This is a genomic window from Streptomyces sp. NPDC056061, from assembly GCF_042266885.1.
Taxonomy (GTDB): Bacteria; Actinomycetota; Actinomycetes; order Streptomycetales; family Streptomycetaceae; genus Streptomyces.
Genome location: NZ_JBHJWQ010000019.1, coordinates 49,501 through 74,521, shown reverse-complemented (window position 1 = coordinate 74,521; position 25,021 = coordinate 49,501). Strand labels below are relative to the sequence as shown.

Genomic DNA, 25,021 nt, shown 5'->3' with positions numbered 1-25,021 from the left:
CCTTCTAGGCCGTATCGCGGGCTGGGACATCACCCTGTCCGACACCGTCGCCGACAACGCGTCCGCGGGCGCCTTCGTGCTCGGCCGGGAGCGCCGCAGCCTCGCCGAGTTCGAACCGCGGACGGCCGTGATGGAGATGTCCGTCGACGGCCGGACCGTGTCCGAGGGCACCGGCGCGGACTGTCTGGGCGACCCGATCGCCGCGGTGCTCTGGCTGGCGCGCACCGCACGCGACCTGGGCGATCCGCTGCGGGCCGGCCATGTGGTGCTCTCCGGCGCGCTCGGCCCGATGAGCCCGCTCGCACCGGGCGCACAGGTCACCGCGGTGATCGGCGGGCTGGGCACGGTCACCACCGCCATCAGGGAAGGAACAGTGTGACAACGCGTGCAGACGGTGCGTCACGCACCAAGGTCGCGATCATCGGCTCGGGCAATATCGGTACCGATCTCACGATCAAGGTACTGCGCACCGCCCAGCACCTGGAGATGGGCGCCATGGTCGGCATCGACCCGGCGTCCGACGGTCTGGCGCGCGCCGGGCGCCCGGGCGTGGCCACCACGCACGAGGGCGTGGACGGGCTGATCGCACTGCCGGGCTTCGACGAGATCGGCATCGTCTTCGATGCCACCTCGGCGGGGGCCCACCGGGCCAACGCGCCGAAGCTGACGCCGCTGGGCAAGCGACTGATCGACCTGACCCCGGCGGCGATCGGCCCGTACGTCGTCCCGGCGGTCAACCTGGAGGAGCACCTGGACGCTCCGAACGTGAACATGGTCACCTGCGGCGGCCAGGCCACCATCCCGGTGGTGGCCGCGATCTCCCGGGTGGTTCCGGTCCGTTACGCGGAGATCGTCGCCTCGATCGCCTCTTTGGCGGGCCACGGGGCGGGCAACTGCCCGCTGGAGGCGTTCATCGCGGTGGCGAACCTCTCCGGGCTCGAGCACGGTTGCGACCTGTTCCAGTTGCAGGACGCCGCCGACGACCTGGTCCGCCCGCTCCAGGACCGCCCGGTCCGCGTGGACCGGGAAAGCTTCACCCTGGGCTACGCCGGCGTCTATTCCTCCTTCCTGCACCACGCGGAGATCGCCTCCGACCGCTACGGCGTCGACGTCCGCGCCATTCTGCTGGAGTGCGGCCGACGGGGCCTGGTCGGCGGCCAGGAGGACATGATCGTCGACGTGGCCCTCACCCCCTGTCGGGCCGCCCCGCAGCGGGCTGAGCGGGCAGGAGACGATCGGATCGGGGCCCCCGGCGGGCTCCGCCGGGCCGAGGCGGAGCCGCCCGGGGCCGAGAAGCGACTGGTTGGAAGCGGGACGGCTGAACGACATCGGCGCAGTCCCGCACCATGCACTGCGGCTCGGCGGTCGGGTCAGCGCACCCTTCCCCGCGGCTTCAGGGAGACCGGCGGGAGTTCGGGAGCCGACAGGCGCGCACCGTCGTAGCCGTGCACCTCGCCGAAACGCGAGCCCTCCATCCAGCTCTTCCGCGCCTCCTCGATCTCCTCGTGGGACCGCCCGATGAAGTTCCACCACATGACGATCTCCTCCTCGAAGGGCTCGCCGCCCAGGAGCATGAGGCCCGCGTCGGTGTCCGCGCGCAGGGGCAGTGCGCTTCGTCCGCAGCCCAGGTAGAGCATGGAACCGGGCAGCACGGGGACGCCGTCGACCTCCGCCCGGCCCGACATCGCGAGTACCGCGTACTCGAAGTCCGGTTCGAGTGGCAGGCGGGCTTCGGCACCGGCGGACAGGGCCAGGTCGGCGCCGACGATCGGGGTGTACGTGGCCCCCGGCGAGACCGCGCCGTCGAGTTCGCCGAGGATCACGGTGGCGTCGATGCCGGGGGCGGTGACGGCCGGCAGTCCGGCGTGGTGCTGGAAGTGCGGCTCGACATGGCGGTGGGCTTCCGGCAGGGCGACCCAGAGCTGGGCGCCGTGCAGGAACCGCGCGTGCGGCTTCGGACTCTCCTCCGAGTGGCTGATGGCGCGGCCCGACGTCATCAGTCCGAGCTCACGGGGGCGGATCGTCCGAAGACTGCCGAGGCTGTCCCGGTGCAGGACCTCGCCGTCGTGCAGCCAGCTGACCGTCTGCAGACCCATGTGGGGGTGGGGCGGTACCTGCATCCCGGGCTCGTCCGCGATGTCGTCGGGGCCATAGTGATCGACGAAGGCCCACGCGCCCACCATCCGACGGCCCAGGTTGGGCAGCAGTCTGCGCACCTGCGTGGACTCCCCCAACCGGACATGACGGGGACTGAGGAGTTCACGTACGGGCTCGGCGACGACGAAGCCCCGCCCTCCGCAGACGGAGAGTGCGGCCTGGCGATCGAGATTGCTCATGGCGACGAATCTACATCTAGGGTGACACTCGCTCTGACCTGGCCTGGTACGCGAATCGAGTGATCAACTGGGAGAGGACTGGGAAACGGCGGCAGCCATACGCCCTTGTTCCCCACGAACTTCTCCCACCGCTCCTGCAGCGACTCCGCGATCCGTGATTCCATCGCCGGTGTCACGTTTGCGTACACGCCTTCTACTCCCCCGAGCTCGTGTCCCATACGAGTCTCGGCCGCCACCCGCGGGTGCCCATCCTCGTCGAGCCACTCCTTGTGGCCGTGCCTCAGGAGATAGATCCGCTTCGTCGCCATTTCCGGCACCGCAGGGATCTCCGGCCGCGCATACCGCCCCTTGCGTGCCGGGCTCCCGTCCCGGATCGGATACCAATACGTCTGCTCGAACTGGGTTCCGAGCAGCGGCCCCCCTCTGTGTGACCTGAAAACCCACTGAGCATCATGCGACGCCAGCAGTGCTGTGTGCATCTCATGCAGAAACGACGGCACCACCAACGTCCGCCACGAGTCGTATTTCGGCTCCACCAACTTCCGCTCTCCGTCAACCCACTGGTGCTGGTATTGCACCCGGAGCGCTGGCATCTTCGTGTACCGGTCCAGGTCCGGTTCACGTCTCACGTCGTCCATCTCTAACGGGTCCGAGGCCGGCCAGTTCGGTGAGGCGAAGCATCGCTGCAGCCCCCATATCTCCTTCGGCCGCATACCGGTGAACGCCGCGGTCCAGATGTACGTCCAGCCGGTGTACCCCCAGACCTGATACGCGTTGGCCGCGAGCCGATGGAGCATGATCATCTCCATGGGGCGCTTCGGCACACGTATCTTCTTCTTGTACTTGCCGCGGCCTCGTTTCTCTTTCACGACTGGTGACGTCGTGCGGAGGTGGTAGCGAGTCACTGAGTCATCCATCATGACGCCGAAGACCTTGAGAATGTCTATGACGTATTTGTCCGAAATCTCTCCGTTTTTGGCAGACTTGCGCAGGGCTCTCCTCCACCCTTCGTACTCGAATGCAGTGATGTCGCCGACAGCCCGGCTCCCCCAATAAGGCTCGATCCTCCTGTTGATGATGGCCTTGTAGGACCGCATTGTCGACGGCCTCAGGTCCTGGGCTTCAAACCAGTCCCAGCAGTAGTCCGACATGATGGTCTTGCCATTCTTCGACTTGACGGCGGTGCCATGACGGACTTCGTGTTCACGGTCGAGGCCGTAATTGAGGGCCGTTTCCTCATCATCGAAGCCGGACTCCGACTCATACTTCTTGCGGCCGTTGGGCAGGTACTCGCCAGCCCACCACTTGACTCGGCACTTATTGCCGCGCCATTCGATATAGGGCACGATTCCTCCTGGTCTCTGGCTCGATGGCCACGGCAGGCGCGTTCTTCGCCCTGCCATGGCCTGGCATGTCAGGGGTTGGGGTCGAATGCGGTGGAGTCTAAGGCGCGTTCCCCCAGAGCAGGGATCTGCACCGGTCCATCAGCGGCTGCCCTTGGGGAGGTGACCGGCCCGACGCAACTCCTCGAGCACCGCGTGCTTCAACTTGCGGATCTCAGAGGCACTGAGATTGTCCGTCACAGCGATGGCGGCGTTGACGACAGCCTGTTCCAAGTCGGCTTCCAGCTGTGCGCTGGCGAGAGGTGAGACCACGGCATCGTCTGTGAGGCGTTCAGCAATGGTCGGCTGGCCTCCTCGTAGCACCTCCTTGGACGAACCTGGCGCCCACCCGAGCACGCTCTCGATCTTCCCGTAGGTGACGTCGCGGACGGACTGGCCGCTTTCGATCTTCACGTAGGTGTTGATGGCGATCTCGGCACCGTTGGCGACATCGATCTTCTTCAAGTCGAGCTCAACCCGGCGTCGCTGGACGACGTCGGCGAGCCTCTGGAGCGCGGTCTCATCTGCAGGCGAGGGCATGGGCACACCCTCCCAGGAACTCGCAGAAACATCCAGGCACCCTCACGATCCAGGTCGAGCCACGAGCACACTGACAGCCAAGACACGCAAGAACCGGCGGAATTTGCGATTTCTTTCAAGCTCCAGCGGCGAGATTGCTAGTTTCTGCGAGTCAGATGACGTACATTCCCTTCATGCCCGGCTACTCCCAGCCGAGTGCGACGGTGATGCCGGTGGTTCCGGATCGTGCGTGAACGCTCGGCCGCAGAGTCAGTCGCAACCGGGTTCCCTCGAAGCTTCCGGACAGTCCTCAGCGGAGGAGGTGCCATGACCAACTCGGAAACCGACCACACTCATGCCGATCGGGAGGCCATCGTCGACGCGGCCAAGAAGGCCCTTGAGCAGGGCGAAGTGATGCTCGCTCCAGAGGAAGCGGCCCGCGCCATCGGCTGTGGCGAGAGGTGGCTCCGGGATGGGGCCAACCACAGCGGCTTCCCTCACCACCGCTTCGGCAAGTTCCTGTGGTTCAGCCTTCAGGACTGCCGTGAGATACAGGAGATGAATCGCGAGAGGGCCAGACCGTCGGAACTGGCCAAGGCCCGCCGCCGCAAGGCCAGCGCGCGTAAGCCTGCTGGTAGTGACCCGACTAAACCGTCCGGCACACGGTTCAAACCCGCCGCTTGAGGCGACCCATGAGAACGTTTCGCGACCGCTCCCTCCTCAAGGAGCAGCGCTCTCAGCCCGGCCGACTGCTCGGTTCTGCCGACTGAGCTTCAGTCCGCGCTCCCTGGTCGGGCCGACGCGGCCTACTCTTCACCAAAGGGGAGAGCCAGTTCGTCGTCGCCGGGGTCCTGGTCATAGATGACGGCGGACACGGCGGCGTCGTATGTCTTTTCGAGTCCGGCACCGCTCGCCCCGAGGATGTTCTCCCAGTCGTAACCCATGGGCAGGACCCTACTCGAGCCCTTCGAGGACCTGGGAGATGCACGCGTTGAGCTCGTCGGCCCTGGTGAAGATTTCGGTACCCAGCAGGTGTGATGAGGGGACACCTCCGGACGGGTACGGTTCGACGCCGGTGACCTGTGTGCCGTACGCGCTGCACTGGTGGGGCTTACTGGTGCGGATCCCGGAGAGGGGCGATGCGCGGGAGCGCCGACGGAGCACGATGGCGCAGCTGTTCGCGTACGGGCACGTCTGGGGTGCCGACGGTGGCGTGAGGCTCATCACGAGCTCGGAGCTCGTCTCGTTCGTGCCCCCGCTGTGGGCGACGAACCGCAATCGGAGGAGTGGAAGGACCCACGGGGTCCGGGCGTCACCGGTGACGCGTTGCACAGCATGCTGCTGCCGCGGATGTCCGGGGCGGGGATGAACTCGATGGGTTGCAGCTTCTATTCACTGCGCGCCTGGCATGTCATCCAGGCCCGGCGCAATGGTGCGAGTACGGGGGAGATCATGCGGGCCGGCCGGTGGCGGTAGGCCGAGACGGTGAACGTCTGCGACCGGGAGTTGAATCCCGCGGCCCGCAACAGCGTCATGCGTCTGGGTTTGTGACGGGATCGCCGCCGAAGGGCTTCTTCTCTGTGGGGACCCGGGCGTCGATGGCTTCTTGGAGCCGGGGGTCGAGTGAGACCGGGGACAGGGTGTCGTCAGGGAGGGCGTCCATGTCCCCGGTGAGGGTCTGGATGGCCCGGGAGAGCCTCTGGATCTCAAGGCCTTTCTTCTCCCACTCGCGCTGAGCCAGCGCGAGCTCGGCGCGGTACTGCTGTAGCTGGGCCTCGCGCTCACCGGCCGGGTCTTCGCTGGTCAGGAGGATCAGAGGCACGTCGAGCGCCTGGGCGGCCGCGACGGCTTCGTCGAGCCGGACCGCTCGGGTCTGCTGTTCGATGCGGGTGACGGCCGAGGGGTCGACGTTCGTGCCGAGGATCCCGGCGATGCGCCGGGCCAGCTCGGCCTGGCTGACGTTCTGGCGCTCCCGTTCCTGGCGCAGGTGGCGGGCGAAGAGGTCTCCAGGCAAGGGGTTCATGGCGGTCTGGGCTCCTGGTCGAGGGCGGGCGGCGACCGGGGCGCGATCCGGGGTGTCACGGACTGCACAGCGGTGCCGGGGGTGCACGTTACACAGTCCATCATGCGGATTCCACATACCTGGGGTGCCACTGGGACGCGTGGGACCAGGACGCGCTTTCACCTCATCCATGAGGCTTTCTCGACTCATCTATGACTCACCCTATCGATCCATCCCTCTACTCGTGAGTCGAGTGATGTAGATTACCCATCAAGGAAGCATTCATAGATAGCCGACAATGAAGCATTAGACGCGATTGGTGATGCATTCGCATACACAGGAGATAGACAACTAGATCCTCTATTCAAGCGAGTGGACCGCGTTTGTCGCCTCGCGACTCACTGTCATGTCATGAGCGACTCGAAAGGCGAGAGGAAAGAACCATGACGAAGGTCAACGAGGCAGCAGCCCTCGCGCTCACAGAGGCAGAGGAATCGCTGCCGACTGCAGCATGGGACCTGACCAGTTTCCTGTCGAACGCGAAGACCCAGATCCAGCTCTGGGGCGGGCTCCTGCTCATGCTGCTGGGTGCTGTCGGCCTGGTCTGGGGCGGCGTGCTCCTGATCAAGAAGCTGATGGCCAATCCGCAGACGGCCGGACATCAGTCGAGCTGGGGAACCATTGCGCTGCTCATCCTCGTCGGTGGCGCGCTCGGCACCGGCGGCTGGACGCTCGTCGCCAAGATCGGCTCCGGCGGCCAACAGACCATCGAGGACCTCGGCGGCGGCACCGTGGTCGTCCAGACGATCAGCAACGTCCTGACCAGTGGTGTCTTCGGCTGAGAGGCCGCCACAGGCCGGGCACACGACCGGGAACAGAGATGTATTCCGACCGGGTCGGTTGAGGTGCAAGGCCTCTTCCGGCCCGGTTCGTCGCCCCCGGAACGGCATCAGCGGACGACGTGACTCCGCGGCAGGAGCAGGAACAGGGCGGACAAGGAACGGACGGACATGGGGACCAAGGACAAAGCACTGGCCTTCGGTAAAAAGTTCAAACTCGACTCGCACCACGCGATCGAACGCTTCGGAGTGTTCTTCAGTGCCTTCGCGGTCACCGGCGTAATGGTGATCGGAGGGGCAGGGGCCTCGGCCTTGAAGGCTGGCAGCGACGCACTGTCGCATACGGCGCTGTACACCCAGCAGTTCACCACATCGAAGACCTCGCTCAAGGGTGATGTCGACGGGGTCTACACCAACAAGCAAGCCAGCAGGGCCCTGGTGATGATGCACTTCCCGGCCAACGCATCGATCTCGTACAACGCAGCGGACTATCAGGCGTTCCTACTGGGTTCGGACAAGAACCTCAACAGCCAGGCGGTGGAGACCGGCGGCATCAAGGGCTCCGTCTACGTCTTCGGATCGACCGGCTACGTCGGAGTCCTGCTCGACGCGGACAAGCCCTTCGGCAAGCAAGTGCTCAACCTGACTGTCCGGGCGAACGCCGAGCTGTCCTACGACGAGCACGAGCAGAACAAGGGCAGCGCCGACGAACTGGCCGGCGACGCGAGCTTCGACAAGTACGACCAGTGGCGGGTCTTCTTCAACCCCGGGGCGACCGGGACCACGACGATCCCGGCGCTGGACGCGGTGACCTTCGACCCGGCGCAGGCGTACTACAACATCGTGCTCCACGAGGAGGAAGAGGCAACCCGCCAGGAACTCGACCGCAAGCTCATCGCGATGCGCGCGAACCTGGCACAGATCCAGGCGTACACCTCCGACCTGGAGACGACCAAGGTCGACGGACTGTTCCTGCGTCCGCCGTCGGTGCCCGAGACGATCGCCGGTGACTCGGTCACGGGTACCTCGGCAGCGGAGGCGCCCGACGGTGTCCCGACACTGGCCCTGCAGACCGAACACACCGTGCCCGGCGGCTTCGACCTCAACTGGCGTGCAGGCAACGTCTACGACGGCTACCTGGACGACCTCGTCCCTTCCGGACAGAGCTATGTCGAGTTCCTGTCCAAGAAACGCAAGGAGGGCTCTGACGGCACGGCCCAGCAGGTCTCGAACATGCAGTGGATCCTCTCCGACGGCTCGGATCTCAAGAGTGACTACCAGTCCTCCGACGTGACGATGCGGCCTCTCACGAACGTGATGAACAACCTGTCGCAGGCCTATCAGGCCTACGCCAAGAACAAGTCGGAGTACCAGTCAGAACTGCTCCTTGAGCTTCTCCGCCTCGACGTGAAGCTGCGCGACGTGCAGTCCAACAGCTCCGTCCACGACGGCTCGGAGGTGTTGACGACGCTCTACTGAGCGCCGCCCCGCCGAGCCACGGCCACCAGGCATTGAGCCAGTAAGGAACAGCATGGTCAGCGACAAGTCGAAGAAGCAGGACGAGTCGGTTCGGCCTGGAGCGCCGGCTCGGAAGGGTGCCGGGCCGAAGAGCCTACCCGAGGGCCACGGCGCGAAGGGCCGGGGGTACGCGAAAATCTCGGCGCCCGCCCAGCCCACGACTCGCGGTGCGCCGCCGTCGAAGCCCTCGGCGGGCGGTTCGTCTCCGGCCGGTGCGCCCGCGGCCGCACCGGCCAGGCGCGGGACAAAGAGCCTGGGCGGGAGCACTCCCCCGGACGCCTCCGGGGCAAGGGTCGCCGCGAAGGCTGTCGCGAAGGATGCGGCAGCCACGACCGGAACGACGGATATGACAGGGGCCGCGGGCGGGGCCGGTGGTGTGATGAAGGCCGCCGAAGGCGCGGCCAAGGGAATGGACGGCGCGGCTGCGAACGCCGCCGGCGGTGCCGCGAAGAAGGCCGTTGAGGGCGACGGCAGCAGCGCTGCCCGGCGCAACGCTGGCCGCTACGCCGGTGCGGCGGTCTCCGGTGCCGTGGCGGGTGCTCAGGCCGGTGCTGCTGCAGGCGGCATCGGCGCAGTCCCCGGTGCTGTCGTCGGCGCGGCAAAGAATGTCGGTATCGAGGCGGGCAAGGACGCGATCGAAGGCGTGTCCAAGGTCACCGGAGGCGGTCCGGCCGCTGAGCCTGCAGACAAGCGCCTGGGTGCGGGTGGCACGAGCTACGAGCGCACCGTCCAGAAGGACGCCGAGGGTCTGGGATCGAAGGCGGCCAAGGGCGTCACGATCGGCAGTGGGGCTGCGGTGGCTCCCCACGCGATGGGCGTGGTCATGGCGATGGCGCTGCTCAACTGGCTGAAATCGATGTTCTTCGCGGCTCTGGCGATGCTGGCCAATGCCGCGAACGCAGTGTGGATGCTCATCCTCAACGTGGTGAAGGCTATCGGCCACGCGATCGCCGCCCCCTTCCTGGCGATCGGCAGCTTCATAGCCAAGGGTGCTGGTGTGGTTCTGGGCGTCACCGTCACGGCGGCGATGGCACCTGTGGCCGCAGCGGCCTCTGGTGTGGTCGCCACGGTGGCAGCGGCGGCCCTGGTCGGCACCGTCTTCGGCGGTGTCCTCAACAGCACCGCCCTGACGGAGGACCAGGTAGGCAAGGGCCGGGTCAACTGCGTGGTGAACGCGGGCAATCGCGGCGCTGGTGCGGATGTCCCTGCGAGCGGGGAGGCCAACGCCCGGGTCGTCTACTCGGTGCTCAGGACCTGGGGCATGCCCGAGGAGAACATCGCGGGTATCCTCGGCAACTGGTCGCAGGAGTCGGGCATCGACCCAACGAGTGTGCAGACCTTCCCCGTGGGCACGTACACGATGACCCCGGAGAAGGAGGCAGGTTCGAAGAACACGGACAACGGTATCGGGCTCGGTCAGTGGACGTTTGGCCGCAACTCGGCGCTGCGGGGCTACGCCGGCTCCAAGAACATCGACTGGTACACGATCGAGGCCCAGCTGGCGTTCATGGCCGAGGGCGACAATCCTGGCGATGTCGCGGTCTTCCGGGACATGCTCGGGAACTCGCAGGGTTCGCCGGCTGCGGCGGCGGTGCACTTCCATGAGAACTGGGAGCGTTCTGCCGACGATGCCCAGGGCATCGCCGAGCGCACGGGCGACGCCCAGATGTGGTACGCGAAGATGAGCGGCTGGACGGTTGATCCGTCGGCCGTCGACGGCGTCGAGGACATCGTCGGCGGCATCATTGACAGCATCGGCACGGGCATCCGCACCATCTTCGGCAACTGCGAGAACAAGGACGGAGCGGGGCCCGTCTCGCTGAAGGACGGCGGGATGACTATGGCCGAGGCCCAGTCCTTCGTCGACCTCTTCAACGAGGAGGGCGACAAATTTCTCGACGACCGCTACGGCCCTGGCGGCGGCCCGGGTTCGTGCGGTGATAACCACGCGATGAACTGCGTGTCGCTGTCGACCTGGTTCGTGAACAAGTACACGACGTACCAGCAGTATCCGGTGGGCAACGGCATCGACACGGCTTACACGATCGCAGCGGACATGGGGAAGAAGTTGTCGGCCACGCCGACGCCGTACTCGGTCGGATCCGGGCCGGGCTCGGGGGTTGCTGGCCACACGTTTGTCGTGCTGGGGATCCAGGGTGACCAGGTGATCGTCGGCGAAGCCGGGTACTGCGCCTTCATGGGCCGGGTGAGCGTGCTGAGCGCCAGCCAACTGGCTGCTGATGGCTGGATGTTCGTGGATATGTCGGACGCGATGCTGCCGGAGGACCAGGTCAAGACGGCGTGATCCACCTCGGCCGCATGACCAGCCGAGGAACCGGTGCCCAGTGTCAGGGCACCGGTTCCTTGGCGTCCAGACCCCCGGCCCGGCACCACCTTTCGCCACCTCTCGATTGATCTATGGAATCGATGTCGAATGGTCATTAAGATAGGCTCTTATCGCGTATGAGGGCATTCTCGAATGAGAGGCACATGACGTGGCGACAGGCGACGATGAGACTGGCGACACGTTCGGCCAGGGCACGGAAAGCGCCCCAGGTTCACCGTTGCCGGAGGGCGCGGAGACGGCCTGGGGGGAGCGCGCTGTCCCGCAGACGCGCAGAAGACTGACCGGGGTCGAGCTCGAGGCGCGGTTCGACGACTGGCGGACCAGGCGCGAAGCGCGCACGCCCGAGGACGGCGCGCGGGTGCTGCGCCGGGGGCTGGGTGCGCTCATGGGCACGGGAATCGCCGCGCTGGTCATCACCTCGGCACTGACGGGCAACAGCTTCGCGACGGCCCGTGCCGGAAACGACGTGCGCATCACGGCCCTGGAGAAGCAGGTGGCCGAGGCCGAGGCGGAATCAGGGGAGACGGACGCGGCGGAGCGGATGGCGAAGCTGTCCGACGCGGCGGCGGCCGCTGCCGGCGAGGTCGCGGTCGCACAGCATGCCTACGCGAAGCTCCACCACGACTCGAGCATGCAACCGGATACGGGCAACGGTGCGCCGAACGAGGCGATGCTCGCGACAGCCGAGCACCGCAGGGATCTGGCTCCGCACTTCAGCAAGAGCTCCTATCTGGCGGGCGACGAGGACGCGTACACCTGGCAGAACGTGCTGCCCTTCGATGCGGACAGCGAGATCGATCCGCGCTTTGCCTGGTACGTCCGCTACGACGGGGGCAAGGCATCCGCCCCGGACACGTACACGTGGGAGGTCGGGGCGGTGACGCCCGACCTGGACTCGGGGCAAGCCCTGAGGACGGGGACGACGGACAGGGCCCGGGCGGTCTGGCTGTGCCGGGACACGAAGACCGGCGACGTGCTGGCCTGGGCCGATGCGAACTACATCTATGACGGCACGAAAGGTGTCTTCGATGACCTGGCCGTCGTCGTCACCGCTGCCGGCGCGGTGCATCAGCACCCGTCGAGGCGGACGCAGGACACACCCTGGGCCCCCGAGATCAGCGATCTGGGCACCGGCAAGCAGAACGAGAACGGTGGGGAGGACCGATGAACGGGCAGACGACGGCCGTGACGCCCCTGCGGCAGCCAGAAAAACGGCCGGGCTTCGTCCGGCGCAACGCCTGGATCCTGACGCTGGCCGCGTTCCTCGCCCTGGTCGCGACTCTGGCAGCGATCACGTGGAGCGGTCAGCACACGGCCACGAAGGCCCAGGAATCGCGGATCGGCCAGTTGGAGGGCCGGCTGAAGACCGCTCAGCTGAAGAACTCCGAGCGGGTGGAGCAGGATACGCTGGAGGCCCTCGGCATCAGCCAGAGGCGCTTGGACGCCGACAGCCGAATCGTTACCAGACTGGCCGAGACGGCGTTCACCTGGGACTCCGGAGCAGCCTATGAGCGGGCGCGCGCGCAGCTCAAGGACAGGTACGCCTTGACCGAGGACGATGCGTTCCTGCGGGAGTTCATGCCGCCGTCGCGGTACAACGAGGACGATACCGGGAAGCGGTACTACTACATCGACACGGCCGGGCTGAACTCGGCGGTCGGCGACGCCCCGGACATCGAGGTCGTCAAGGTCGCCGCGGGCGACTACGCCTATGCCTTCCTGGTCGACGTCGCGGTCACCTCCGACTCGGTCGAGCGCAACAGCGCCAGCCCGGAAAAGGTGACCGCCCATCGCCGGATGCTGCTCTTCGTCACCGTTGATGCCGAAGGTGGCGTCTCAGGTCTCTCCGGGATTCCCGCAAGCGGGTCAACTCGCCTTTCCGGATGATTCCAATTCCCGACCCAATCATCTCATCGATAGGGTCACGCTCTCATTCAATTGGAATGGCGATTTGAGTGCCAATGACATCGACAGAGAACAAGGAGTCGGCCGGACAGGCCGGGAACACGGTGTACAAGAAGCATTTCGTTACTGCTTCCCCCAATGCCTCCCGGGCATCGGATGATGCGAACGCCGGGAGTCGGTCGGGGAACACGGGCGCACTGACGAGCCGCGGCGCGGCGATCGGAGGCGCGGCCGTAGGGGCCGCTGTTCAGCTGTGCTTCGTACTGGCCCCCGAATTCTCCGGGGGTGAGACCCCGGTGCCGCCGGGCGTGGCCGCCGCCAGCGGAAAGCTCGACGCTGACACGCTCGCCCCCTGGTACCTGCTCGCCAGCGATAAGGACGTGTCCGACGGCATCGGGATCCCAACGAGCTTCCGCTCAGGCTTCGAGCGGGCCGTGCAGCGGCCCTACACCATCAACGGCGACACCACCGTGCGGGTCATGTGGCTGGTGGTCGACACGCGGCCCACCGCGGGGCAGACACGGGCGGTGCAGGCCTGGGCCCGCACCGACTACGTCATTGCCACGCCCCCGACACGAACGAGCCACGCAACGACGACACGAAGGACGAGACGGCCATGACGACCCAGGCCCTGGACGGGACCGATCAGACCATTTCGAGCGAAGAGACCGGAGCAGCCACGACGCCGGTACGGAAGCCCATCACGGCAAAGCCCGCAGAGAAGAACGGCAGGCACCCCTCGCAGCAGCGCAGGCCCTGGCAGCGGCTTTCCCCGAAGAAGCGCGGCGACGGGCTCCCGGTTGTGATCTGGACCGTGTTCTTCCGCTCGATCGTCCTCATCGCCGACTACCTGCTCGCGTTCACGACCGCGATGGTCGTCATCCCAATGCTCGGCGTCTGGTTGCACCAGCAGTCCGGTGCCTCCCAGGGCGAGCTGACCGGGGCCGGGACGATCGCGATGTGGCTGACGCCGCTGTTCTTCCTAGTGGCTCTCCTGGCCGTCGGAGAGATCGCCGTGATGCGGGCCATGTGGCGCTGGGGCACGCGGGGGATCCGGAAAATCCGCGACGGCCGCGCGGATGACTCCAGGCCGGCAGCGCAGACCCACCACCAGGGCAAGAAGAACAACAGGAAGAGGAGCAAGTGATGCGCACCGCAGGACTGATGATGAACGACGTATGGGCCGACCGGGTCCTGCGTGAGCGTGGTGTCGAGACGTACCGTCACGAGGGACTGGATGCCGAGATCGGCGTCCTCGTGAAATCGGTTGAGCTCCAGCACCGCGGCAAGGACGAGAACTACCGGCCCTACCTGCATATCACCGGCGAGCTGCGTTCGATCACCCCTGCTGAACGGCTGCCGTACGGGATCTCCGAGGTGATCTACTCCCCCGGCCGGGGCGAGAGGGTCGATGCCTTCTACGAGTTCGACGACGAGCAGTTGGTCGCACTCGCCAACAAGGGCTACTTCAGCAGCGGCTTCGCTGTGCCCGAGCAGATCACCGGCATCGAATGGGAACTTCCGGTCACGGTGGACGCACTCGTGCTAGCGCCGTCGGGCGTGGGGACCGATGCGCCGGTGGTGTTCACTCAGGTGCATGGCATCGCAGGAGTCGAGATCAGCCTCGCCTCCTCCGGCTACGACCTCACCGACTACTTCGCCGACCACCCCAAGGCCGGCCTCGCGCAGACCGAGACACCCGTCGACGAGCGGGAACTGCGGGCGCGCTCAGACGCGATCAACTCACTGTTCGCCGAGGACGAGCTGGACCTGGCCGACGAGGCGGAGCGAGCGGCCGTCCCTGCGGCCGGGGAGGAGACCGAGGCGCATGGGGTGAGCGAGGGCCTGCAGCGCATCGAGGCGGAGATCGCTGCCGAGCGCGAGCAGTACCAGTCCGAGCGGGAGCGCGTCGAGGGCACGCCGGAGCACGTCTACCACGAGCGCGTGGCCCCGTCGCTGAGCACTGCCGATGAGCCGTCGGCGCCGCCGCGCCCCGCGCGTACGCCGAGGACCGACTTGGACTTCGAGCTCGGCCTGGAGCGCGAGGAGCGGGAGGCCCGTCAGGAGCAGCACAGCGCCGCGCCGGTCTTCGAGGAGCGTAGGCGCGAAGCCACACGCCGCGCGGCCGATCTGGATCTCGGCGACGAGGAGGGACACGGTCTGGGTTCCTGACGCCCAGCCGGAACAAGAGCGAGAGCGGACCATCGCGGCCCCGGCTGCCGGGGAACAGCAGCCGGGGCCGCGATGGCCCCACAACGGAGGGATGAGAAATCATGGGGCTGCGCCAGTCGATCGTGGTGGTCAACGAATTCAGTGTGCCGCGGCCCGGTGGCAAGGGGTCGCGGGGCGGGACGCCGGGCGACTACGTGACCCGCTACATGGCGCGCGACGGCGCGACTGAGTCCTTGGCCCCGATCCAGCGGCTGCGCACCGATCACTTCATCGAGCGGTACAGGGCCCGCGAGTCGGCTGTCGAGCGCGCGGGGGTCTCCCGCAGCGCGGCGAAGAACGAAATGCGCCAGGCCCAGGGCAACGGTGGTGTGGCCTTCGGCTACGGCTCGGTCTCGCTCTCCGACGAGCAGCTGCGGGCGGCTTCCAGTGACATCCAGAAGGGCTTCGAGAACGGCAAGACGGTATTCAAGACGGTCCTGAGCTTCGACGAGGACTACCTGAAGAAGCACGGCATCGTCGGCGAGGACTTCCACTGCGAGGCACGCGGGGACTACCGGGGCCATATCGACCAGATGAAGCTGCGGATGGCGATCATGTGCGGCCTGGACCGGATGAGCGCAGGAACGAGCGGCTTCGACGACCTGCGCTACGTCGGCGTGATCCAGGTCGACACGCAACACGTGCACTGCCATCTGGCGATGATCGACGCGGGCAGGGGGTCGCTCGCAAAGGACGGCACCCAGCGCGGCAAACTGCTGGACCGGCACAAGTCGCGCCTGCGCCGCGGCATCGATGTCTGGCTGGACGAGAAGCAGCACGTCGCCCACCTGTCCAGCGCCGTCGGCTACGAGCGCCGCAACGTCACGACCTTCATCAAGCGGTGGGCGCACGAGCGCATCAGGGCCGAGTCACTCCCCCAATTCCTGATGGTATGCCTGCCGGAGGACCGAAAGCTGTGGCATGCCGGTTCGAACGACCAGCGCATGCGCAAGGCGAACGCGCTGGTCGGCGAGCTGGTGACCGAGCAGCTGGAGCGGCCCGGTTCCCCCATGCCCGCTGCGATGGAGAAGATAGTCGACTACACCAACGAACGGCGTGAGAGCGAGGGCCTGTCGACGCAGGAGTGGCAGCGCCTGATCGACCGGGGCCGGAGCCAGATCACGGAGCGGGCGGTCAACGGCGTCTACCAGATGCTGCGGGCACTGCCCGAGACCGAGCTGCGGGTGCGCACGCCGATGCTCGATGTCATGGGAATGGATTACGGCGAGATGGCGGTGCTGGCCGCGGACCAGCGGGCAGAGAAGGGGGACGTGCAGAGCACGGAGGAGGACCTGGTCTCCTTCGGCTTCCGGCTGCGCAGCTACGCCTCACGCCTGCGTTACCACAAGGACCGGGCTGGGGCCTACCACGACCTGGCACGCCAGTGGGAGCGGGCGGAGAAGGACGACGTGGCGACGGAGGACTCCCGGCCGCTATACGCCTTCTACCGCTTCGAGGAGGACTACCACCGGCGGGTGATGAGCAAGTACCAGCACTTCCTGCCGTTCCTCGGAGACGCGGGCGAGTGGTACGAACAGCAGCGGCAAACCGCCGCCTACGGACGGCGGCTGCTCTCGCTCACGGCGCTGCGCCAGGACGTCTCGTTGCAGAGGATGAAGGACGCGGAGCGGGCCGAGCAGCTGGGCCGGGACATCTACAGTCAGCCCGGCGGACGGCACCTGACCGAGGGCAAGGCGGGGCGCGCGGTGCTGGACGCCCGGATTGCGACCATGACGCAGGTCTACAACGAGCGTCTGGACGCGTTGCACGTCGGCCTGGCGGCCTCTGGCCTGGTGCTGCAAGTGGGCCCTGGTGGGCCGGATGAATCGGGAGACAACGAGGTCAACGCCGACGTGGCGATCTCCCCGGGTACGGCGCACGACTTCGACGAGGTCAAGGCGCTGGATCTGCACCACCTCGGCTACGACTTCGTCGCTGACGTCGAGGTCGGGCCGAAGGCCCGGGCGAGTTTCACGGCGGCAGCGGCCGAACGCCGACGGATGCTGCTGGCGGCGATGGAGTACCTGGACGATTCCGGCCAGTCCGAGGCGATCTCGGACCTCCCGGTGGACGATGTCGCGGCGATGACCCGTGTATCCCGTGAACTGGCGGCCGCAGGGCCGAGCACGGCGGGGCCGGCCGTGCTGCGTTCCCGGATCGCAGAGTTGCGTGCGGAGCGGGAGCAGGCGGAGCGGATGCGGCGGTCGAAGGCCCCGTCGCTCGACGCGGGTCTCGTGGTGCGGGTCCGGGCGCAGGTCGACGCTTCCGTCACTGGTACGGATGCGACCGGCAGGCTTGTGCCCGGGGCTGACGATGTGCCCGGCGAGCCGCAGCATCAGTAGGTCGTCCCGGTCCACGACGAGGTCCTGAGTAAGGCCCTCGGCTGGGCACGGCCGTCCGTCATGGCTCTCGGGCGGGTCCCGGTGCGACTGCCCTAGCCCCCGCACCTGCTTCTCCATATGGTGCAGGGATCTGCGCATAGTGCGAGACCGACGACGCCGCTGGATTCATCCTCTCCGCGGAACCCCTATCGCAATGCAACTTCGAGCAGGAACGAGAGAGAAGAGATAGGCAATTCGAGTGGTTGCACAATGCCCTATGCGACATTAGCGTGGAGATCACTCGGTTGACATCACAGGTCTCGTCCGAACGATACAAATGATCGAGGCCGGTCTGCTCGACGATAGCCGGAATGACGAAAGGAAGAGATCATGGCACTCCTCAGGGGCAAGGGCGCGATGACCGGAGTCAATCTCGTCGCCAAGGTCTACAAGAACGGCTACACGAAGAATGGCAAGGCGGTATACGCCGACGTCCAGGTGGACGCCCGTGACCCGCGCGGTCCTGGGCAGACGAATCTGCACCTCAAGTCGGAGCGCGTGAAGGATAAGGACGACAAGGTCCGCAACAGCAACGGCGCACTGTACTCCACAGGTCAGATGGAAGACATCGTGAAGGCCGCCGGCCCGAACACGGAGCCTCTCCTCGACAAGGACGGCGAGGAGGCCGGCGCCCTCTACGGCTTCAAGGGCAACGTGCGGCCCGCGACACCTGGCACCGGCCTGGTGGTCAACACCAAGTCGCTCAGGGCTTCTGATTTCAAGGTTGACGGGACCACGCTCGACAACCAGCTCGTCTCGATGCGCGATGCTCGCGACTCGCGGGCTGCGGTCAGGGATTCGCAGGCCCAGGCCTCCGCAACCGAGCAGACCGTCGACGAGGTGGACGAGCCGGTCGTCGGCTGAGTCCCGGCCGCGTGTTCCCGACGGAAAGGCCCCCTGGAGGTCGCCCCAGGGGCCTTTCCGCATGGCAAGGAGAAAAACGAAGTGGATTCGGCAGGGGCTTGACCCCGCTCCGGCGGTTGGGCCTTCACAGCATCCGCAAGCCTACGAGCACGCGCTCGAGCAGTCCCGCACTGGCCATCGCGTGCAGCGGCCCGGGTCCGGTCTTGACGGCGCGGCGGACCGGTTCCGGCAATGGCTCCAGCGGTGCCATCGGACCAGGGGCCGGGAACTCCAGCTCGGCGTAAACAATCTTCCCGCCCGTAGGCGGCACACAGGTCCCCCACTCCAGGCTCAGAGCGTCCACCAGGAGCAGGCCGCGTCCGCCCTCCGCGTCACAGCCCACGTCCCGTGCCCGCGGACGCTCGGGGCTGCTGTCCCAGACCTCAAGGGTCAGCGTGTTTCCATGGGCGCGGACCTGTACGGCGATCAGGCCGAGGTCTTCCAGCTCGGGGAAGGTCTGGTGGGCGGTCGTACCGGTCTCCTTCACGGCATTTGTGACCAGCTCGGAGAGAATCAGCGACGCAGTGTCCGTCAGTTCCCCCCTCCCGCATCCCCAGGACCGCAACGTGTGTGTCACGAACATCCGCGCGCAGCCGACGGCCGTGGGGACAGGCGCGAGATACAGCCAGGCCGCTGTCAGCGGCGGAACCGTGCTCACCTCGACCCCCCCTCCTGGACGCTGGGCCCGACGGATACGGGGGTACCGGCGACCCACACCGAGTTCCCGATCCAGCCGGACAGGTCCTGGCAGATCAACCGCGCCACATACGGGTCCGGGTGAAAGTGCGTCAGCGAAGGCACCGCGAGAAGGACGAAGGGCTCCACGAAGAGGCAGCGCCGGCGTAACGCGATGTCTCGAAGCCGGTTGCGCGTACGTACGACATCCGACGCGGTCCTGGCGGGCAGGTGGTGCAGGTAGCCGTAGACGAAGGCGGACAAGTTTCCTCCCTCTGGTTGGGGCGGAGTGCACGGAACTCGCTCTGCTGCAGCGTCAAGAACCCGCAGCCGGGACAGAGTTCGGCCAGCCCGCGTAGCGCAGCGCCATGCGGGTGGGAGGACCAGCATGACCCTTCACCGTGGCGTATGCAACAGCTTCATCTGCATCTGCTGCATTTGCGATTCGGCTTGGCGTCCCGACCAGGTATGGGTCACACTCGCTCCAGACATCACGTAGACGAGAGGAGCGGCCATGCCTCCGGCACGGCCCGTACCATCCGTCAGCCTTCGGCGTCTGGCCGGGGAGCTGCACAGGCTGCGGGAACACGTCCGGCTGAGCCAGGAGGACGTCATGGAGAGGACGGGGATCAATCGCGCCACCTTGTATCGCATTGAGGCGGGACGATCACGGCCCCAGGGACGCACCCTGAGGGCCCTGCTCGACCTGTACGGCGTCGATGGGTCTCGCAGGGACGAGATAGTGAAGCTCTCCAAGAACACCGATCGACAGGACTGGCTGCGCCCCTATCACGCGGAACTCTCCGATCAGTACACCGCGTACATCTCATTCGAGTCCGAAGCCCTCACCGTCCGGAACTTCGAGCCGATGTTCATCCCCGGCCTGCTCCAGACAGAGGACTACGCGCATGCGGTCATCCGGGACGTGTGGCCCACCGCAACGGCCACGGACGTGGAACAGCACGTGCAGGCACGTATGGAACGTCAGAATCGGCTCACCGGCACGGATTCGCTGGGTCTGTCGGTTGTGCTAGGCGAGGCGGCCGTCAGGCACCACGTCGGCGGCTCGTCCGTCATGGCCGAGCAGTTGAGGCACCTTCAGGCCGTCGCAACCGAACCACACATCGACATGCGCGTGATCCCGTTCGACGCCGGGGCCCATCCGGGAATGCTCGGCGGATTCTCGGTCCTGGCCTTCCCAGACTATCCAGGGATGGTCTACCTGGACGGCCTGGCCGGGGACCTCTTCCTGGAGTCCGAATCAGACCTGGACCGGTACAACACAGTCTTCTGCCGCCTCCAGGCTGCCTCTCTCGATCACGACGATTCCCTCACCCTGATCGAGGCCGCCCTGCACGCACTCACTCCCGAGGAGACTCCAGCATGATCCAACACGAGCTCAGCGCCGCGGCCTGGCGGAAGAGTTCCTACAGCAGCGCTCAAGGGCAGTGTGTCGAAGTGGCGATATGCCAGGATGCCGGCGCGGTCGGCACACGCGACAGCAAGAACCCGAGTGGCCCAGCTCTCCTCTTCGCGCCGAGTCAGTGGTCGGCGTTCATCACCGGCGTGACCTGCGGCAAGCTGGGCGGGTAAGCCGACGACGAACGCCGATAGCTGAATACGAATCGACAGAACTGCTGAGTATCAGGCAAATTCCAGCGGTCGTTGCCACACAGACATCAACTCGCTGTGGACGGGAGCTCAGCGAGACGCCCGGCTGGGGTTTCCCAGCCGGGCGTCTTGCGTGGGCGGCTGCTGAGTTCGGCGGCGATGGCCGCCAGGCCCTCGTGGGTCTGAGCGGCCAGGTCGGTGCCTTGGCAATTACTGCCGCAGCAAGTCGTTGGTGTTCGCGTTTGAGCCCCACTGCCAGGGGCTGGCCGGGCAGCAGAAGTAGACCGGGATGTCGGTGGCGACGGTGAACGCCCGGCGGGCAATCAGTTCCGAGCCCTGGTCCCAAGTCAGGGACCGCCAGAGGTGCGGCGGGAGGGGCCGGACGGCCATGGCGAGCACGTTGCAGGCGGCCATGGCGGGGTGTGGCCGACGGGCAGGAGCACGAGCATCAGGTAGAGGGTGGAGCGCTCAACCAGGATACCGATGGCGGACTTGCTGTTTTTGCCGGTGATCAGGTCGTTCCCCAGTGGTCCGGGGCTGCCCCATCGGCCGCGTCGGCGGGCCGCTCGCCGGTCACGACCATGTTCCTGGCCAGTCGGCCGATGCGCTTGTCGGCGTGGCGGTGAGGGCGTCTCGCTGCTCTGCGGGTCCGAAAGACACGGGTCAGGTCCCGGCGGAACTCTCCGCGCCCCTGGGCGTAGAGGACCTGACAGATCGTCTCGTGGACCACATGCATCTCCGGGTTGCCTGGGAAGCGGGTCTGCAGAGCCTGGCGGATCTGTTCCGGGCTCCACCGCATCGTCAGGCGGCTCCGGATGAAGTCCCGCAACTCGGAGAACTGGCCGGTCTTGCCGACCTTGGGCCGGCTGCGACGCCGTTCGGCGCGGCGGTGGCCAATGAAGGGCTGGCAGGCGAAGCCGCCCTTGGGCATGGGACCCGGATGTCGCGTGTCTCCCCGTTGACGGTCGATGGGCTGTGGACCAGTTCGGTGGCGATCTTCCGGATGGACGCCTTCTCCTTCAAGCGGTCGGCGATATGTGGATGCGTTCTTCTTCGCGCAAGCACCTCGACGCCCATGAAGCCGCTTTCCTCCGGTCAACTGACTCCTCGGGCTGCCGTCAGGGGACCGGACAGATCGAAGGGGTCGGCTTCTTCCCCTTGCCCGGCCAGTGGTGGCCGTTACGCCATTTCTTGCGGGTCCGCAGGTTGATGCCGATGGTGCGGGCTGCTTCCCGGGTGCTGCAACCACGCTCCATGAGCTGGAAGTACACAGCCCGCTCGGCGACCAACCTGCGGGGCCCCTGAGACTTCCGCTCCTTCCGAATCTCGAAGCCATCGCGTCACCTGAGCTGGGGTGTTGCGACGACCACTAGAACGGGAGCCATGCCTACAGACACCCTATCGCCACCTATCGATCCCCTATCGAATGATATTAATGATAGGATTTCGACTGATCTATCAAGTGAATCCTTGTCTTGTCGAGAGGTACTCGCAGCATGTTCCAGGATGCACGTCTCAACGAGAGCTATCGACTCTTGGCCGCACTGTCGGCCCCTCTCGAGAAGGCCGGGCGGGAGATCGTTGGCCGCGAGCACGGAAAGATGCAGCTGCTGGCCTCGCTGAGCCGGGCAGAGCTGTGCAATCCCCTACTGCTGGGTCCCGCAGGTGCGGGAAAGGCGCTGGCCAACGGCACACTCATCCCGGTCAATGACGAGCGTGGCTACGTTCCGATCGAGGCTCTGGTCGTCGGCGACGAGGTTTTTTCGGACACCGGTGCTCCATCGACGGTCATGGGTGTGTTCCCGCAGCGGAAGAAGCGAGCGTTCCGGGTCACGCTCAAGGACCGGACTTCCCTCGTATGCAACGACGAACATCTATGGGACGCCAGGACGAAGGATGACCGTCGTCGCGGACGCGCGTTCCGGACGTTCACGCTCAGGGAGATCATCGGTCGAGGCGTGAAGGACAAGGATGGGACAAACCGCTGGACGATCCCGGTTGGGTCCGCCTTGCAGCGCATGGACGCGAATGTGCCGATGAACCCGTATGCACTCGGAGCGCTCATCGGTGACGGACACCTGTCGGACACTGGCGCGAACTCGTCGGCAAATGTCCTCATGATGTCGTCGAGTGACGAGTACGTGGTACGCCGCGTGGCGAACACCATTGGGGCGTTCGAAGTGCAGCGGTCCAAGCACAAGTTCAACTGGGTCTTCCTGCGGGAAGATCCGAATCTTTCAGTTCGGGGCACCGAAGTTGAGTACGTCCATCGTTGCGATGTAGATGCCAATGGGGAACTGGACGAGGTGTTCGGGCGTAAAAGTGTGGACCGGCGCATTCCCCGGGTCTACTTCACCGGATCGGAGCGGCAGCGTCTCGAACTGCTGCGTGGACTGATGGACACCAACGGGACGGTGACAGGCAATGACCGCGTGAACGTGTGCTTCTCCTCGCGAAGCGAGGCTCTGATTGAAGACGTCCACGAGCTTCTGGCCTCGTTGGGCATCAGGTCGACTGTCGTGGACAGCGATCGCGGCGAGAAGGGCCTTGGCCGGTCCATCTTGGTGAAATTGCCGGACGAGAGGAAGACCGACCTGTTCTCGCCCCCGCATCGTCTCGAGAAGATCGATCGGCATTCGCGTCGAGACCGTCGCCTCCACAAGCACCATGACGAGATCGCGATCGACTGCGTGGAAGATCTGGGTCACGACGTCGAGATGACCTGCATCAAGGTCGGATCTCCGTCGCAACTTTTCCAGGCGGGACGCGAACACATTGTCACGCATAACACCGCCCTGGTACAAGCGACTATGGCCGACGACCCCGCACGCCTCTATTTGGAAGTCGACCCGGCGCGCATGATCTCAGAGGCGGGCGACGGCGACCTCATGGCCGCGACCCTCAAAGGCTTCTTCGACGATGCCGAGCGCTTCGTCAGGGCCGAGAGACGTGAGCTGGTGCTCTTCATCGACGAGTTCCACCAGATCATCCAGCTCTCCGGCGCTGCCGTCGAGGCGATCAAGCCGGTACTCGCCGCCTCGGGCACGCGCGGCATCCGGATTATCGCGGCGACGACGTACGAGGAGTTCCACAAGCACGTCGCACCGAACCAGCCTCTGGTTGAACGTCTGCAGCGCATCAACCTCACTCCCCCGGACCAGGAGACGACGATCAAGATCCTGCAGGGGATGGCCGAGCGCTACGGCGTGGCCGATCAGTTCTACGACGACTTCGTCTTCCGCCAGATCTACGAGTACACACAGCGCTACATGCCGGCCAACGCACAACCGCGCAAGTCGATCCTGGTGCTCGATTCGATGGTCGGCTGGCACCGTCTTGCGCACCGGCCGATGGATCGTGAACTGCTTGCTGACGTACTGCAGGAGTCGCTGGGCGTCAATGTGGCATTCAGAGTCGACGGGACGCAGATCAAGAAGCAGCTGGACGCGAAGGTATTCAGCCAGGACCTAGCGACGAGCGTCGTGGCACGGCGGCTGCAGCTGTCGGTGGCAGATCTCCATGACCCGACCCGCCCCATGGCGAGCCTGTTGTTCACCGGCAGCACCGGTGTCGGTAAGACCGAGCTCTGCAAACAGCTAGCGAAGTTGCTCTTCGGCGACGACCAGCGGCATCTGATCCGGTTCGACTGCACCGAATACGCCTCGGACGAGTCGTTCGCCTTGTTCCGGTCGGAGCTCACCAGGCGCGTGTGGAATCTTTCCCACGCGGTGCTCTTGTTCGACGAGATCGAGAAGGCATCGCCGATGGTGACGCGCGTGCTCCTGCAGGTGCTCGACGACGGCCGGCTGTCGGACGACAACAACCGTGAGGTCAGCTTCCTCAACGCCTACATCGTGCTGACAACGAACGCGGGCTCGGAAATCTACAAGACGGTCGCCGACTACGCCGCCGACGATACGGGCTCAGGCAAGCAGCTCGAGGGGTACAAAAAACTGATCCGGCGTTCAATCTCAGAGACCTCGGCGGAAAACCGCTTCCCGCCCGAGCTCCTGGGCCGCATCGACGCCATCGTGCCCTTCCAGCCCCTGTCCCTGGCGACGCAGGAGAAGATCGTGCTCAACAAGCTGCGCTCAATGCGCCAGGAGGCGCTTGTCAAACACAACGTGCGGGTCATTGTGGACGCGAAGGTGCTCCGATACCTCATCGATGACAAGGGCGACAGGGATTCCGACGCGGGCGGTGCCCGCACGGCCGTGGCGAAGATGACCGACGAGGTCACTACCGAGGTGGCGACGTTCATCAACGAGCACCCCTCGGAACGGCGGCTCCGGGTCGACGTCGTCGGCAACCTGGTCAGCGACGACAAGACCCTGCTCAGTTCGGACGCGCATATCGAGGTAAGTGCAGTGCGCTGAACCAGAGCCGACCGGC

Annotated in this window: 24 protein-coding genes and 1 pseudogene; 16 read left to right on the top strand and 9 right to left on the bottom strand. The window is 66.0% G+C overall.

All coding sequences use genetic code 11. The features are described 5' to 3' along the window. Positions 1-13 precede the first annotated feature (13 nt). Together ACFC79_RS24980 and ACFC79_RS24975 are read left to right on the top strand one after the other, a co-directional pair. The gene (locus ACFC79_RS24980) at positions 14-379 is read left to right on the top strand and encodes a 2-keto-4-pentenoate hydratase (RefSeq protein WP_376244008.1); all 366 of its coding nucleotides are present in this window, start codon (positions 14-16) and stop codon (positions 377-379) included. Then, positions 376-1,188 (top strand): annotated as a pseudogene (locus ACFC79_RS24975) (hypothetical protein); the annotation flags it as partial. The gene ACFC79_RS24980 and the pseudogene ACFC79_RS24975, both read left to right, overlap by 4 nt. A gap of 182 nt (positions 1,189-1,370) precedes the next feature. Here the strand turns inward: ACFC79_RS24975 and ACFC79_RS24970 are convergent. The 3 genes from ACFC79_RS24970 to ACFC79_RS24960 all read right to left on the bottom strand — a co-directional run bounded on the left by ACFC79_RS24970 (position 1,371) and on the right by ACFC79_RS24960 (position 4,258). Then, the gene (locus ACFC79_RS24970; protein WP_376243841.1) at positions 1,371-2,336 is read right to left on the bottom strand and encodes a pirin family protein; all 966 of its coding nucleotides are present in this window, start codon (positions 2,334-2,336) and stop codon (positions 1,371-1,373) included. After that, positions 2,333-3,682, bottom strand: coding sequence for an integrase (locus ACFC79_RS24965; RefSeq protein WP_376243839.1), 1,350 nt, complete (start codon positions 3,680-3,682; stop codon positions 2,333-2,335). Before ACFC79_RS24965 ends, ACFC79_RS24970 begins: the two co-directional genes overlap by 4 nt. A gap of 138 nt (positions 3,683-3,820) precedes the next feature. Next, positions 3,821-4,258, bottom strand: coding sequence for a hypothetical protein (locus tag ACFC79_RS24960; RefSeq protein ID WP_376243836.1), 438 nt, complete (start codon positions 4,256-4,258; stop codon positions 3,821-3,823). Between the two features lie 306 nt (positions 4,259-4,564). Here ACFC79_RS24960 and ACFC79_RS24955 point away from each other — a divergent pair, with 306 nt between their 5' ends. Then, entirely contained in the window at positions 4,565-4,921 is a 357-nt protein-coding gene (locus tag ACFC79_RS24955; RefSeq protein ID WP_376243833.1) for a hypothetical protein, read from the top strand. A 122-nt stretch (positions 4,922-5,043) separates the two neighbouring features. On the opposite strand, the gene ACFC79_RS24950 is transcribed toward ACFC79_RS24955, so the two are convergent. Together ACFC79_RS24950 and ACFC79_RS24945 are read right to left on the bottom strand one after the other, a co-directional pair. Next, positions 5,044-5,181, bottom strand: coding sequence for a hypothetical protein (locus ACFC79_RS24950; protein ID WP_376243830.1), 138 nt, complete (start codon positions 5,179-5,181; stop codon positions 5,044-5,046). Positions 5,182-5,768: 587 nt separating this feature from the next. Next, on the bottom strand, positions 5,769-6,260 hold the full coding sequence (locus ACFC79_RS24945; RefSeq protein ID WP_376243827.1) for a helix-turn-helix domain-containing protein: 492 nt from the start codon (positions 6,258-6,260) through the stop codon (positions 5,769-5,771). Positions 6,261-6,682: 422 nt separating this feature from the next. Here ACFC79_RS24945 and ACFC79_RS24940 point away from each other — a divergent pair, with 422 nt between their 5' ends. The 10 genes from ACFC79_RS24940 to ACFC79_RS24895 all read left to right on the top strand — a co-directional run bounded on the left by ACFC79_RS24940 (position 6,683) and on the right by ACFC79_RS24895 (position 18,304). Next, positions 6,683-7,081 carry a hypothetical protein gene (locus tag ACFC79_RS24940; RefSeq protein WP_376243824.1) on the top strand — a complete coding sequence of 133 codons (399 nt, stop codon included), beginning with the start codon at positions 6,683-6,685 and terminating at the stop codon, positions 7,079-7,081. Positions 7,082-7,249: 168 nt separating this feature from the next. After that, positions 7,250-8,557, top strand: a complete 1,308-nt coding sequence (locus tag ACFC79_RS24935) for a hypothetical protein (RefSeq protein ID WP_376243821.1) — start codon at positions 7,250-7,252, stop codon at positions 8,555-8,557. A gap of 52 nt (positions 8,558-8,609) precedes the next feature. Then, positions 8,610-10,901 (top strand): phage tail tip lysozyme, encoded by a 2,292-nt coding sequence (locus tag ACFC79_RS24930; RefSeq protein ID WP_376243818.1) that lies wholly within the window; start codon positions 8,610-8,612, stop codon positions 10,899-10,901. A 190-nt stretch (positions 10,902-11,091) separates the two neighbouring features. After that, positions 11,092-12,111: a hypothetical protein gene (locus tag ACFC79_RS24925; protein WP_376243815.1), complete on the top strand. Its 1,020-nt coding sequence runs from the start codon at positions 11,092-11,094 to the stop codon at positions 12,109-12,111. Beyond that, the gene (locus tag ACFC79_RS24920) at positions 12,108-12,830 is read left to right on the top strand and encodes a hypothetical protein (RefSeq protein WP_376243812.1); all 723 of its coding nucleotides are present in this window, start codon (positions 12,108-12,110) and stop codon (positions 12,828-12,830) included. The genes ACFC79_RS24925 and ACFC79_RS24920 overlap by 4 nt, the downstream gene beginning before the upstream one ends. Positions 12,831-12,904: 74 nt before the next feature. Next, the gene (locus ACFC79_RS24915) at positions 12,905-13,468 is read left to right on the top strand and encodes a hypothetical protein (RefSeq protein ID WP_376243809.1); all 564 of its coding nucleotides are present in this window, start codon (positions 12,905-12,907) and stop codon (positions 13,466-13,468) included. Continuing rightward, positions 13,465-13,995 (top strand): hypothetical protein, encoded by a 531-nt coding sequence (locus ACFC79_RS24910; protein ID WP_376243806.1) that lies wholly within the window; start codon positions 13,465-13,467, stop codon positions 13,993-13,995. The genes ACFC79_RS24915 and ACFC79_RS24910 overlap by 4 nt, the downstream gene beginning before the upstream one ends. After that, positions 13,995-15,020, top strand: coding sequence for a hypothetical protein (locus ACFC79_RS24905; protein ID WP_376243804.1), 1,026 nt, complete (start codon positions 13,995-13,997; stop codon positions 15,018-15,020). Before ACFC79_RS24910 ends, ACFC79_RS24905 begins: the two co-directional genes overlap by 1 nt. Before the next feature lie 101 nt (positions 15,021-15,121). Beyond that, entirely contained in the window at positions 15,122-17,401 is a 2,280-nt protein-coding gene (gene mobL, locus ACFC79_RS24900; RefSeq protein ID WP_376243801.1) for a relaxase MobL, read from the top strand. Positions 17,402-17,770: 369 nt separating this feature from the next. Continuing rightward, complete coding sequence (locus ACFC79_RS24895) at positions 17,771-18,304, top strand: hypothetical protein (RefSeq protein ID WP_376243798.1); 534 nt, start codon at positions 17,771-17,773, stop codon at positions 18,302-18,304. Between the two features lie 124 nt (positions 18,305-18,428). Here ACFC79_RS24895 and ACFC79_RS24890 read toward each other — a convergent pair whose 3' ends face one another. Then, positions 18,429-19,001, bottom strand: coding sequence for an ATP-binding protein (locus ACFC79_RS24890; protein WP_376243795.1), 573 nt, complete (start codon positions 18,999-19,001; stop codon positions 18,429-18,431). Next, on the bottom strand, positions 18,998-19,282 hold the full coding sequence (locus ACFC79_RS24885; protein WP_376243792.1) for a hypothetical protein: 285 nt from the start codon (positions 19,280-19,282) through the stop codon (positions 18,998-19,000). Before ACFC79_RS24885 ends, ACFC79_RS24890 begins: the two co-directional genes overlap by 4 nt. Before the next feature lie 250 nt (positions 19,283-19,532). Here ACFC79_RS24885 and ACFC79_RS24880 point away from each other — a divergent pair, with 250 nt between their 5' ends. Both ACFC79_RS24880 and ACFC79_RS24875 read left to right on the top strand, forming a co-directional pair. Further along, complete coding sequence (locus ACFC79_RS24880) at positions 19,533-20,405, top strand: helix-turn-helix domain-containing protein (RefSeq protein WP_376243790.1); 873 nt, start codon at positions 19,533-19,535, stop codon at positions 20,403-20,405. Next, positions 20,402-20,611, top strand: a complete 210-nt coding sequence (locus ACFC79_RS24875; protein ID WP_376243787.1) for a DUF397 domain-containing protein — start codon at positions 20,402-20,404, stop codon at positions 20,609-20,611. Before ACFC79_RS24880 ends, ACFC79_RS24875 begins: the two co-directional genes overlap by 4 nt. A gap of 228 nt (positions 20,612-20,839) precedes the next feature. Here the strand turns inward: ACFC79_RS24875 and ACFC79_RS24870 are convergent, their stop codons facing one another. Then, the gene (locus ACFC79_RS24870) at positions 20,840-21,043 is read right to left on the bottom strand and encodes a transposase (RefSeq protein ID WP_376243784.1); all 204 of its coding nucleotides are present in this window, start codon (positions 21,041-21,043) and stop codon (positions 20,840-20,842) included. Positions 21,044-21,140: 97 nt separating this feature from the next. Beyond that, positions 21,141-21,560 (bottom strand): hypothetical protein, encoded by a 420-nt coding sequence (locus ACFC79_RS24865; RefSeq protein ID WP_376243782.1) that lies wholly within the window; start codon positions 21,558-21,560, stop codon positions 21,141-21,143. 565 nt (positions 21,561-22,125) lie between these two features. Here ACFC79_RS24865 and ACFC79_RS24860 point away from each other — a divergent pair. Further along, a complete protein-coding gene (locus ACFC79_RS24860) occupies positions 22,126-25,005 on the top strand; it encodes an AAA family ATPase (protein ID WP_376243779.1) in 2,880 nt (959 codons plus the stop codon). The last annotated feature ends 16 nt before the right edge of the window (positions 25,006-25,021 follow it).